The following is an 8,562-nucleotide window of genomic DNA, read 5'->3' as shown; positions in this document are numbered from 1 at the left end:
AGGATCGACTGCTCGCCGATCACCGGGTCGCCGCCGTCGATCGCCACCTTGGCCGAGCCCTTGGTGATCGGGATGTCGTCGCCGGGGAAGTCGTAAGAGCTGAGCAGCTCGCGCACTTCCATCTCCACCAGCTCCAGCAGCTCGGCGTCGTCGACCAGGTCGACCTTGTTCATGTAGACCACCAGGGCCGGCACGCCGACCTGGCGGGCCAGCAGGATGTGCTCGCGGGTCTGCGGCATCGGGCCGTCGGCCGCCGACACCACCAGGATCGCGCCGTCCATCTGCGCCGCGCCGGTGATCATGTTCTTCACATAGTCGGCGTGGCCGGGGCAGTCGACGTGGGCGTAGTGACGGGCCGCCGTCTCATATTCCACGTGCGCGGTGTTGATCGTGATGCCGCGGGCCTTTTCTTCCGGCGCCGCGTCGATGTCGGCGTAGTTCTTCGCCGTCGCCCCGCCGCTCTTGGCCAGAATGATGGTGATCGCCGCCGTCAGCGTCGTCTTGCCATGGTCAACGTGACCAATCGTGCCGATGTTGCAGTGCGGCTTGTTACGTTCGAACTTTTCCTTGGCCATTTTTCTCTAGCTCCGGACCCCAGAGGGGCCTGCAATTTAAGGGGAATATCTGGGGTAGGACGGGCGGGTTCCAGAGGAACCCGCGCCATTTACTGCGTACGCCTTTCCGCGAGGAAAAGCCTACGCATACTTCTTGATCACTTCGTCGGCGACGTGTTGCGGCACCGGCTCGTAGTGGTCGTACTGCATGGTGAACTGGGCGCGGCCCTGGCTCATGCCACGCAGGGTGTTCACATAGCCGAACATGTTGGCCAGCGGCACGAAGGCGTTCACCACCGTGGCGTTGCCGCGCATGTCCTGGCCCTGGATCATGCCCCGGCGACCGTTCAGGTCGCCGATGACCGAACCCAGATACTCTTCCGGGGTCACGACCTCGACGGCCATGATCGGCTCGAGCAGCTTGGGGGCGCCCTTTTCACGCAGTTCCTTGAAGGCGGCGCGGGCCGCGATTTCGAACGCCAGCACGCTGGAGTCGACGTCGTGGTACTTGCCGTCGGTCAGGGTGGCCTTGAAGTCGATCAGCGGGAAGCCGGCCAGCAGGCCGTTGTCCTTGACGGACTCCAGGCCCTTCTGGACGCCGGGGATGTATTCCTTCGGCACCGCGCCGCCGACGATGGCGCTTTCGAACACGAAGCCCGAACCGGGCTCGCCGGGTTCGAAGGTGATCATCACGCGGGCGAACTGGCCCGTGCCGCCGGTCTGCTTCTTGTGGGTGTAGTCGATCTCGGCCTTGCGACCCAGGCTTTCGCGATAGGCCACCTGCGGCGCGCCGATATTGGCTTCGACCTTGTAGGTCCGCTTCAGGATGTCGATCTTGATGTCCAGGTGCAGTTCGCCCATGCCCTTCAGGATCGTCTGGCCGCTTTCGAAGTCAGTCGAGACGGTGAAGGACGGATCCTCGGCGGCCAGCTTGGCCAGGGCGACGCCCAGCTTTTCCTGGTCGGCCTTGGACTTGGGCTCGACGGCGATTTCGATGACCGGGGCCGGGAACTCCATGCGCTCCAGGATCACCGGCGACTTCAGCGGATCGCACAGGGTGTCGCCGGTGCGGGTGTCCTTGAGGCCGGCCAGGGCGACGATGTCGCCGGCATAGGCTTCCTTGATGTCTTCGCGGTTGTTGGAGTGCATCAGCAGCATGCGGCCGACCCGCTCGCGCTTGTCGCGCGTCGAGTTCAGCAGGCTCATGCCGGTTTCCAGCTTGCCCGAATAGATCCGGCAGAAGGTCAGGGAGCCGACGAAGGGGTCGTCCATGATCTTGAAGGCCAGGACCGACAGCGGCTCGTCGTCCGAGGCGTGGCGCACGACTTCGGCGTCGGTCTTGAAGTCGATGCCCTTGGTCGGCGGGATGTCCACCGGCGAGGGCAGGTAGTCGACGACGGCGTCGAGCAGGGTCTGCACGCCTTTGTTCTTGAAGGCCGAGCCGCAGAGGATCGGATAGAAGGCGCCGGTCAGCACGGCCTTGCGGATGCACTTCTTGAGCACGGCTTCCGAGGGCTCTTCGCCGCCCAGATAGGCTTCCATCGCCTCGTCGTCGAGTTCGACGGCGGCCTCGACCAGATAGGCGTGAGCTTCCTTGGCCTTGTCCAGCAGGTCGGCGGGGATTTCCTCGTCGCGGAAGTTGGCGCCCAGGGCGTCGTTGTCCCAGACCACGGCCTTCATGCGGACCAGGTCGACCAGGCCGCTCAGCGAGTTTTCCGAACCGATCGGGAACTGGATCGGCACGGCCTTGGCGCCCAGGCGGTCGCGGATCGACTCGACCGACTTGTCGAAGTCGGCGCCGATCTTGTCCATCTTGTTGACGAAGACGATGCGCGGCACGCGATACTTGTCGGCCTGGCGCCAGACGGTTTCTGTCTGCGGCTCGACGCCGGCGTTGCCGTCCAGCACCGCCACGGCGCCGTCGAGGACGCGCAAGCTGCGCTCGACTTCGATGGTGAAGTCGACGTGTCCGGGGGTGTCGATGATGTTGAGGCGCTTTTCTTTCCAGAAAGCGGTCGTCGCGGCCGACGTGATGGTGATGCCGCGTTCCTGCTCCTGGTCCATCCAGTCCATGGTCGCGGCGCCGTCGTGGACTTCGCCGATCTTGTGCGACTTACCCGTGTAATACAGGATCCGCTCGGTCGTCGTCGTCTTCCCGGCGTCGATGTGCGCCATGATGCCGAAGTTGCGGTAGTCTTCGATTTTATGCTGGCGGGCCATGGATCTAGCTCTGTGTAGCGGCCCTGGGCCCGGACAGGCGGCAGGGACATTTAAACGTGCGGCGCGGGCGGTTTATCTCAAACCGCCCGCGCCTGAAAGAGTGCTGGTGAGAAAGCTTACCAGCGGTAGTGCGAGAACGCCCGGTTGGCTTCGGCCATCTTGTGGGTGTCTTCGCGCTTCTTCACCGCGGTGCCGCGGTTGTTGGAGGCGTCGAGCAGTTCACCGGCCAGTTTTTCGGTCATGGTGTTCTCGCCGCGCTTGCGGGCGGCGGTCACCAGCCAACGGATGGCCAGGGCGCGGCGACGGTCCGGACGGACTTCCACCGGCACTTGGTAGGTGGCGCCGCCGACGCGGCGCGACCGGACTTCGATCGCCGGGGCGACGTTGTCCAGGGCGGAGTGGAAGGTCTCAAGCGGACCTTGGTCCTTGCGCTTGTTTTCCAGGATGTCGAAAGCACCATAGATGATGTTTTCGGCGACGGCTTTTTTGCCCTCGTACATCACGTAGTTCATGAACTTCGTGACGATCAGATCTCCAAACTTGGGATCCGGCAGGACTTGGCGTTTCTCGGCGCGACGGCGGCGGGACATACTTCTTCTTCCTTACTTCGGACGCTTGGCGCCGTAGAGCGAACGACGCTGCTTACGATCCTTGACACCTTGGGTGTCGAGGACGCCGCGCAGGATGTGATAGCGAACGCCGGGCAAATCCTTGACGCGGCCGCCGCGGATGAGCACCACCGAGTGCTCCTGCAGGTTGTGGCCTTCGCCCGGGATGTAGCAAACGGCTTCGATGCCGGTGGTCAGACGGACCTTGGCGACCTTCCGCAGAGCCGAGTTCGGCTTCTTCGGGGTCGTCGTATAGACGCGGGTGCAAACGCCGCGACGTTGGGGGCAGCCCTTCAGGGCGGGCACCTTGTTCCGGACCGGCTTAGGCTGGCGCGGTTTGCGGATGAGCTGGTTGACGGTAGGCATTAAGTCTCTGCTCTGATGGAAGCGTGTGCCTTTCGGCCGAGGCGCTTCAGGTCCTTGTCATTTTTATTCCGGCTTTCTTGGCCCCGGTTGGGGACCTGATAAACACGAAACTCGCCGGGACGCGGGCAGCGTTCCGGCGGGCTATCCGTCGGGTAAGGGACGGGCGCTCATCAGGACGGACAGGGTCCGCCTCGAAAAGAGCGCGGAAACTACTCGCGAACGCCCCCGACGTCAATCGCGGCTTTTGCGTCGGTTAAAGGCCCCCTAACGGCCACGCTTTCGCCACGTCAGGTCGCAAGCCTGCAAGGGTTCGCTCCCCTTTTTCGAGACCGCCTTGCGCCTGTCCAAGACCCCTCAAGGCCGTTGGGCCGGTCACCTGGAGCGCGGGGCCGCGGCGGCGCTCGCCGTCGGCGCCCACGCCCTGCTGCTGGCGCTGCTGGCCCGGCCGGTGACACTGGACTTCCCCGACCGCTCGAACGACGAGGGCGCCGTCGACGTGACGCTGGAGCGGCCCCGGCGGTTCGCGCCTGCGGCCCGCGGGTCCGACACCAGGTCGCCGGTCCCGCATCGGCCAGCCGCGGCCCCGCCCTCGACAGCCGACGCCCTGCCCCTGGTCCCCGACGCCGCGCCGGCCGCCAATCCGACCACCAGTCCGACCGTTGGCCCGGCGGTCGCCCTCTCCGGTCCGCGCGGCGACCTCGGTGCGGCGCTGCGGGCCGGCGGCTTCGCCTGCGCTGGCGGACGCAACGCCCTGCTCGCACCCGAGGAGCGCGCCCGATGCCAGGAGAAGCTCGGTCGCCTGGCGCGCAACACCCCGGTCCTGCCGGCGCCGATCGATCCAGGCAAGCGCGCCTATTACGACGCCGTCGCCGCGGCCTATGACGATCACGCCCCGATGGTTCCGCTGACGGCGCGCGGGGCCGCCGGCATGTTCGACGTCCCCGCCAGCGCCAACTCCGGCCACGGCCCGCGCATCGGCTGTTCGGTGAAATTCGGGCCTAACGCCGGCAAGGCTCCCAAGGGCCCGCCCAACGCCCTACGGGCCGGCCCCTGCTTCATCCAGCCTCCGGTCGGATCGCTGACGCCGGAGGTCGACATTCCCAGACCCTACTAGCGCGGGCCCGCCTCCATCCCATCTAGCGTGCAGCGGCCACGGTTTCGCCACCGGCGGTGGAAAGTCTGGCCGCCCGGTCGCCTCCGAGTTCGTTCTTGTCCCAGTCCCTGGCCACGGCCCGCAAAACCCGGCTGAGAAACGGCGCCGTGCTGGCCGGGTCGCTGGCGCTGCACGCCGCGATCCTGGCCGTCCTGGCCTGGCCGGTCGGCCCGCGTTTCCAGGACCTGTCGAACGACGAGGACGCGATCCGGGTGACTCTGGAGCGCAGTCCTGTTCCGCACCGGGCGACGCCAACGACCACGGCCGCTCCGGACCGCGCCAGCGTCGCTTCGACCCTGCAGCCGCGCGCGCCTCGGCGGGTCGCGCCGTCCTCGGTGACGCCCCTGGGCGCAGCCCCGGCCACGGCGCCCGGCCCGCCGGCGGCGCGGCCGACCGGGGTCCATCCCGCGCCCCTGCCCGAAGGCCCGCGCGGCGACCTGCGCACCGCCCTGCGCGGCAGCAGCGCCGGCTGCGCCAACGCCGAGGCGGTCGGCCTCAACCGGCGGGAGCTGGAGCATTGCGACGAACGGCTGGGGGCGATGGCCCGCAACGCGCCGGTCTATGACGCGCCGATGGACCCGATGAAGCGCAACGCCTTCGAGCAGCAGGCCATCCGCCAGCGGATCGCCCGCGCCCAGCGCGAGGCGCCGATGGGTCCCGGCGTCGACCATCGCAGCCGCGAAGGCCCCGGCACGATGAAGGAGATCCCCTGGGTGCTGGGGGCCGAGCAGGACGGCCTGGGCAATCCCCGGTCCGCCGCCCAGCAACAACTCAAGCGGCTGGACGACGCGCGGAAGGCGGACGAACGTCGGAAGGCCTCTGCCCGGGAGCACGCGCAGCCGTAGCGACCTTGAAGTGGCCGACCAGGGCGGCCAGGCCCTCGACCTCGCGCACCAGGGTCAGGCTGTCGGCGGCCGAGCGGTTGACCATGGCGGCGTTCTTCTGGGTGGCCTGGTCCATCTGGTTGACGGCGGCGTTGACCTCCGACAGGCCCGAGGCCTGCTCGGCGGCCGAGGCGGCGATCTGGCCGATCACCCCGTCGATGGCTCCGACCTGGCCGGCGATCTTCTGCAGGGCCTCGCCGGTGCGGCCGACCAGCACCACTCCGGCCTCGACCTGGCGGGCGGAGTCGGCGATGTGGACCTTGATCTCCTTGGCCGCGTCGGCCGAGCGCTGGGCCAGGGCCCGGACTTCCTGGGCCACGACCGCAAAGCCGCGGCCGGCGTCCCCGGCCCGGGCCGCCTCGACCCCGGCGTTCAAGGCCAGCAGGTTGGTCTGGAAGGCGATCTCGTCGATGACGCCGACGATCTGGGCGACCTGGTGCGAGGAGGCCTCGATGCCGCCGATCGCCTGGATGGTCTCCTCAACCACGGCGCGCGAGCGGCCGGCCTCGGCCTGGGCCTGGCTGACGGCCTCGCGGGCCCCGCGGGCCCCGTCGGCGGCGACGCGGACGGCGCCGGTGATTTCGGTCAGGGCGGCGGCGGCCTCTTCCAGGCTGGCGGCCTGCTGCTCGCTGCGGGCCGACAGATCCCCGGCCGCGCCGGCGATGCCGCCGGCCCCGGCGGTCAGGCCGCCGACGGCCGAGATCACCGCGCCCAGCGCCTGCTCCAGCCGCTCGACCGCCTGATTGAAGTCGGCGCGCAGGCGCTCGTAGTCGGGGGCGAAGGGTTCGCGCAGCCGCACGGTCAGGTCGCCGGCCGACAACCGGTCCAGGCCCTGGGCCAGGCGCGCGACCACCTCGGCCTGCTGCTCGGCCTGCTGGCCGTCGCGCAGGGCGGCCTGGCGGCGCTCGGCCTCCGAGGCCTGGCGGTGGGTTTCGGCCTCGCCCGCCATGCGGCTCTTCTCGCGGGCCTCGTCGCGGAAGGCGTGGACCGCGTCGGCCATCAGGCCGATGTCGTCGCGGCGGCCGGCGAACGGCAGGGCCACGGTCAGGTCGCCGCCCATCACCCGCTTCATGGCGTCGCGCAGGTCGCGCAGCGGCGACAGCTGGCGGCGGACCATGGCCACGGAGACCGCGACGCCCAGGCCGGCCAGCGCCGCGCCGGCCACGGCCAGCCAGATCAGCTGACGATAGACCGGCTGGAAATAGTCGGCCTTGGCGACCCCGACATAGAGAATGCCGATCACCTCGCCCGAGGCGTTCTTGATCGGGTCATAGGCGGCGAAGTAGGGCTTGCCCAGCACCTTGGCCTCGCCGCGATAGGACTCGCCGCGGCCCAGCACCGCGTCATAGACCGGGCCCTTGGCCAGGGGCGTTCCCACCCCGCGGCTGCCGTCGGGCTTCTGGACATTGGTGGCGATGCGGGTGTCGCCCAGGAAGATCGTCATCGTGCCGCCGACCAGGTCCTTGACGTGGTCGACCGTGGCGACGTCGCCGTTCAGGGTCTTACCGCCGACCGTCAGCTTGTCGCCGTCCCGCGCGAAGGTCGCGCCCGGCCCGCCGACCGCGTCCCAGGCCACCCGCATGCTGGCCTCCTGCTGGCTGACCGCCTGCGACTTGGCGAAGTCGAGCGAGTTCTTGCCGACCATCGCCAGCAAGGCCAGCAGCAGGGTCATGAAGGCCGCGACGACGGTCAGACTGACCTTGGTGGAGATGTCAGAACGCATTGGGGCGCCGATGGCTGGAGAATCCTGCCTCTGGTTTGCACCGCAACATCTCAAGCAAGGCTTAACCTTCCGGCCGATTGATCCTCCGAAGGAAGCCGCGGCCTTGCGCCGCGCCCGACAAACGGCTCAGGCGACAGGCGCCGACGACAGGTTCCAGGCCGCCGTGCCCAGGGTCACCGGCGAATAGTCGCCGAACGTCCAGCGCAGCGGCAAGGCGGCCGGTCGGCGCCAGGCCCGCTCGACGGTGAACCGCCATTGGCGCTGGACGCCTTCGGGCCAGCCGCCGGCGGGCGGCGTCCAGTCGATCTCGACCCGGCCTTGCAGGTGCAGCAGGTCGCCGGTCTCGAAATCGACGAACAGCAGGGCGGCGCGGGGATCCAGCACCAGGTTGCCCAGGGTGTTGAAGAACCGGTTGCCTCGGAAGTCGGGGACGGTCAGCCCGTCGCCGCCGGCCTTGACGAAGCCCGGCAGGCCGCCGCGGTGCGAGATGTCCACGCCGCCGTTCTCACCGCCCGCGTTGCTGGCCACGAACATCGTGTCGGCGCGGGCGATCTGGGCCAGGACCTCGGAGGTCGGAAAGGCGATCGCCTCGGCCGGCAGGGTCGAGGCCGGACCGGGCGTCACCGCGCGGGTCTGGATGTACTGCGGGCAATTGCCGAAGCTCTGCAGCACTTGCAGCGTCAGCCCGCCCGCGTCGGCGGCCGCGATCAGGCCGTTGGCCCGGTTGCGGCGGCGGGTGGCGAAGTCCAGCCCCAGGGCTCCGAACGGCCGGCCGGCGGCGAACAGCCCGGCCCCCGGTTCCCCCGCTCGCGGCAGGGCCGCGACGGTCAGAGTGTTGGGGTCGGGACTCTGGACGAAACCCGGCGGGCCGGTCAGCACCGTCGCCACGGGCCATCCGTCGTCGCCGACGGTGGCGATGAACAGGTAAGGCAGCAGGGCGAAGAAGTCACGGTGCTGGTCGGGCATGAAGGGGCGAATGCCCGTCATGCCGGGCGCGCCCGTCCCGGCCAGAGCCTGGGCGACCAGCTCCCCACGATGGAACGGGCCGTCCATC

General features: G+C 68.9%; 8 protein-coding genes. 2 read left to right on the top strand and 6 right to left on the bottom strand.

Annotated features, from left to right (window positions below):
* From ACIPQB_RS23360 to rpsL, 4 genes are all read right to left on the bottom strand, one after another.
* Positions 1-575 (bottom strand): GTP-binding protein (locus tag ACIPQB_RS23360; RefSeq protein ID WP_446484724.1); only part of this gene is annotated, 575 nt, incomplete at its 3' end.
* A gap of 120 nt (positions 576-695) precedes the next feature.
* Entirely contained in the window at positions 696-2,774 is a 2,079-nt protein-coding gene (gene fusA, locus ACIPQB_RS23355) for an elongation factor G (RefSeq protein ID WP_446487640.1), read from the bottom strand.
* Positions 2,775-2,890: 116 nt separating this feature from the next.
* Positions 2,891-3,364, bottom strand: coding sequence for a 30S ribosomal protein S7 (gene rpsG / locus ACIPQB_RS23350; RefSeq protein ID WP_007661568.1), 474 nt, complete (start codon positions 3,362-3,364; stop codon positions 2,891-2,893).
* Positions 3,365-3,376: 12 nt separating this feature from the next.
* On the bottom strand, positions 3,377-3,748 hold the full coding sequence (rpsL, locus tag ACIPQB_RS23345; RefSeq protein WP_007661566.1) for a 30S ribosomal protein S12: 372 nt from the start codon (positions 3,746-3,748) through the stop codon (positions 3,377-3,379).
* A gap of 334 nt (positions 3,749-4,082) precedes the next feature.
* Between rpsL and ACIPQB_RS23340 the strand changes: the two genes are divergently transcribed.
* Positions 4,083-4,862, top strand: coding sequence for a hypothetical protein (locus tag ACIPQB_RS23340; RefSeq protein WP_446487639.1), 780 nt, complete (start codon positions 4,083-4,085; stop codon positions 4,860-4,862).
* 95 nt (positions 4,863-4,957) lie between these two features.
* The gene (locus ACIPQB_RS23335; RefSeq protein ID WP_446487638.1) at positions 4,958-5,746 is read left to right on the top strand and encodes a hypothetical protein; all 789 of its coding nucleotides are present in this window, start codon (positions 4,958-4,960) and stop codon (positions 5,744-5,746) included.
* Here ACIPQB_RS23335 and ACIPQB_RS23330 read toward each other — a convergent pair.
* Together ACIPQB_RS23330 and ACIPQB_RS23325 are read right to left on the bottom strand one after the other, a co-directional pair.
* Complete coding sequence (locus ACIPQB_RS23330) at positions 5,673-7,508, bottom strand: methyl-accepting chemotaxis protein (RefSeq protein ID WP_446487637.1); 1,836 nt, start codon at positions 7,506-7,508, stop codon at positions 5,673-5,675. The genes ACIPQB_RS23335 and ACIPQB_RS23330 overlap by 74 nt on opposite strands.
* A 126-nt stretch (positions 7,509-7,634) precedes the next feature.
* Positions 7,635-8,561: a pyridoxamine 5'-phosphate oxidase family protein gene (locus ACIPQB_RS23325; protein WP_446487636.1), complete on the bottom strand. Its 927-nt coding sequence runs from the start codon at positions 8,559-8,561 to the stop codon at positions 7,635-7,637.
* Position 8,562: the final 1 nt, after the last annotated feature.

It is taken from the genome of Caulobacter sp. LARHSG274, assembly GCF_052871235.1.
This window is presented reverse-complemented; position numbering and strand designations above follow the sequence as displayed.

Excerpts from the sequence above, each read along its gene's own strand:
- rpsL (WP_007661566.1), bottom strand. The coding sequence starts at position 3,748 with ATGCCTACCGTCAACCAGCTCATCCGCAAACCGCGCCAGCCTAAGCCG.
- rpsG (WP_007661568.1), bottom strand. The coding sequence starts at position 3,364 with ATGTCCCGCCGCCGTCGCGCCGAGAAACGCCAAGTCCTGCCGGATCCC.
- ACIPQB_RS23325 (WP_446487636.1), bottom strand. The coding sequence starts at position 8,561 with ATGGACGGCCCGTTCCATCGTGGGGAGCTGGTCGCCCAGGCTCTGGCC.
- fusA (WP_446487640.1), bottom strand. The coding sequence starts at position 2,774 with ATGGCCCGCCAGCATAAAATCGAAGACTACCGCAACTTCGGCATCATG.
- ACIPQB_RS23330 (WP_446487637.1), bottom strand. The coding sequence starts at position 7,508 with ATGCGTTCTGACATCTCCACCAAGGTCAGTCTGACCGTCGTCGCGGCC.